A 2,583-nucleotide genomic window follows, 5' to 3' on the forward strand; every position below is an offset into this window, starting at 1 on the left:
GGCGTAGCCCCCGGCCGTACCCGCGGCCGCCTCTGCGTGGCCGCCCGGCATCGGCCCGCCCAGCGGCCCCACCGGCCCCGCCGGCTGCCGCGCCCCCGCGTGCTGCGCCAGGACGACCACGCCCCAGGCGGCCGTGGCCGCTCCCGCGAGGGCCAGGAGCAGGCCGGTGAAGCCGCCCTGGAAGCGCTCTCCGAGCAGGGTGAGGCCGATGACGGCGGCGGCGATCGGGTTGGCCAGGGTGACGACGGCGAGGGGCGCGCCGAGGCCGCCCCGGTAGGCGGTCTGCGAGAGCAGCAGCCCGCCCACAGCGAAGGCCGCGACCAGCAGCGCCACCACGATCACCTGGGCGTCGAGCAGGGGACCCGAGCGGTCCGTGACCGCCACGGTCACGGTCTGCGTGAGGGCCGACGCGACGCCCGACGCGATGCCGGACGCGGACGCGTGCCGCAGTCCGGGACGGGTGCCGGGCCGCGAGAGCACAGCGATCAGCAGCATCGTCGCGGCGGCGACGCCCACCGCCTCGCCCGACGAGAGCGTGTCGTCGGGGGCCGGTCCCGACGTGGTGAGCAGGAGAGCGCCCAGGCCGAGGAGGGTGAGCCCCGTGCCGCGCCACTCGACACGGGTGACGCGCTGTCCGGCGAGCCGCGCGCCCAGTGGCACGGCGGCGACCAAGGTGAGCGCTCCCAGCGGCTGTACGAGCGTCAGCGGCCCGTACTTCAGGGCCACCACGTGGAGCAGAGCCGCGGACGCGTTCAGCGCCACGGACGACCACCACGCACCGCTGCCCAGCAGTCGCAGCAGGCCGGTGTCCGATTCCCGGGTCCGTGCGGCAAGACGTTCCTGCGCCACAGCCGCGACGGCGTACGCGATCGCGGAGAGCAGCGACAGCATCAGGGCGACGAGTGTGGCGCTCATCGGCCCGTCCTCGCCTCGGCCATGGAGCCGGCGCCTGCCGGGGCGGTGCCGCCCCGCGCCACCACCAGCGAGCGGCGCGGCCTGGGCAGGTCGTACGTATGGGGCATCCGCACGACTGCCAGAGCCGTGCCCAGCAGAGCCGTGGCCGCGATCGCGTCGAGCCAGTAATGGTTGGCCGTCCCGACCACCACGAGCAGAGTGAGCAGCGGATGGAGGAGCCACAGCCACCGCCACCGTGACCGGGTGGCGGCGATGAGGCCGACGGCGACCATCAGGGCCCAGCCGACGTGCAGGGACGGCATCGCGGCAAACTGGTTCGCCATGGTGTCGGTCCCCGGTGTGTCGCTGTAGACGGAGGGCCCGTACACCTGCGCGGTGTCCACGAGATGCGCGGCGTCGAGCATGCGCGGCGGGGCGAGCGGAAACGTCAGATGCAGGACGAGCGCGGCCGCCGTCACCGTGGCCAGGACCCGGCGGCTCCACACGTAGTGCCGCGGCCGCCTCAGATAGAGCCAGGCCAGGAAGAGCGCCGTCGCCGGGAAGTGCACGGTCGCGTAGTAGACGTTGGCGAGGTGGACGAGCGCTTCGCTGTTCAGCAGGGGCTGTTGTAGGGAGGCCTCGCCCGGCAGATGCAGGGTCCGCTCGAGGCTCCATATTCGGTGGGCGTTGTCGAAGGCCGCGTCGGTGTGGCCGTTCGCCAGCTGCCTGCCGAACTTGTAGACGAGGAAGAGACCGGCGACGAGCAGCAGTTCACGGATCAGCGGGGGCCGGTCCGTGCGCGGCTGCGGCTTTCGGTCGGGTTCCGGTTCTGCTTCCGCAGGCTCGGTCTGGGATGGCATGCCGGCCCCTTTACTGGCGACGTTTCCCTTTGTTACGCCGTGAGCAGGGCTGTGCCCTCTTGTAGGGGAACAGCCCGGTGCTCATCGATACGGCAGTGTACCGATACGCCGACGTATCGTACGCTTGCGTATCGATAAGGTGAGGTAGACCACCTCGACGAGGAGAAGAGCCAGGAGCGGGCCATGACGTCGCAGTCGGCAGATGCAGTGAGTTCTTCGCGTCGCTCCAAGATCACGCCGGAGCGCGAGCAGGAGTTCTACGACGCCGTGCTCCAGCAGCTCCGGGAGAACGGATACGACTCCCTGACCATGGAGGGCGTCGCCGCCAGCACCCGCTGCAGCAAGTCGACGCTCTACCGGCAGTGGAAGACCAAGCCCCAGCTCGTCGCCGCCGCCCTGCGCACCTGCAGCCGTACGAGCCTCGCGGACATCGACACCGGCAGCCTGGCCGGAGACCTGCGCGAGGTCGTCCGGCATGCGGGCGAGCGCTCCTACAAGGACACCCGGCTCATGCAGGCGCTCGGCCATGCCGTCCTGCAGGACGAGGAGCTGCGGCGGGCACTGCGTGAGGCGGTCGTCGAGCCGGAGATCGGCGCGATCGAGGAGATGGTGCGGCGCGGTGTGCGGCGGGGCGAGATCCCGGCGGACCATCCGGCCGCGGAATTCGTCTCCGCGCAGCTGCTGGGCGTGTTGCGGGCGCGTCCGCTCCTGGAGGGACGGGACGCGGACACGCCGTATCTCACGCGCTTTCTGGAATCCTGCGTGCTGCCCGCGCTCGGGCTGCCCGGGAACACCTGATCGTCAGATCGCCGCCCGCCGCCCGCCGCCC

3 protein-coding genes are annotated in these 2,583 nt (G+C 71.9%); 1 reads left to right on the plus strand and 2 read right to left on the minus strand.

The annotated features are described in order from the left end of the window. Together STSP_RS34110 and STSP_RS34115 are read right to left on the minus strand one after the other, a co-directional pair. Positions 1-915: DMT family transporter (locus tag STSP_RS34110; protein WP_198547506.1), on the minus strand; the 915-nt coding region annotated here is incomplete at its 3' end. Beyond that, positions 912-1,754 carry a phosphatase PAP2 family protein gene (locus STSP_RS34115; RefSeq protein ID WP_067284912.1) on the minus strand — a complete coding sequence of 281 codons (843 nt, stop codon included), beginning with the start codon at positions 1,752-1,754 and terminating at the stop codon, positions 912-914. The genes STSP_RS34110 and STSP_RS34115, both read right to left, overlap by 4 nt. A gap of 183 nt (positions 1,755-1,937) precedes the next feature. On the opposite strand from STSP_RS34115, the gene STSP_RS34120 reads away from it, so the two are divergent. Further along, positions 1,938-2,552 (plus strand): TetR/AcrR family transcriptional regulator, encoded by a 615-nt coding sequence (locus STSP_RS34120; RefSeq protein WP_067284913.1) that lies wholly within the window; start codon positions 1,938-1,940, stop codon positions 2,550-2,552. The last annotated feature ends 31 nt before the right edge of the window (positions 2,553-2,583 follow it).

Origin of the sequence: Streptomyces jeddahensis, assembly GCF_001642995.1 — a bacterium.
In the GTDB taxonomy this organism is placed as follows: Bacteria; Actinomycetota; Actinomycetes; order Streptomycetales; family Streptomycetaceae; genus Streptomyces; species Streptomyces jeddahensis.

Excerpts from the sequence above, each read along its gene's own strand:
- STSP_RS34115 (WP_067284912.1), bottom strand. The coding sequence starts at position 1,754 with ATGCCATCCCAGACCGAGCCTGCGGAAGCAGAACCGGAACCCGACCGA.
- STSP_RS34120 (WP_067284913.1), top strand. The coding sequence starts at position 1,938 with ATGACGTCGCAGTCGGCAGATGCAGTGAGTTCTTCGCGTCGCTCCAAG.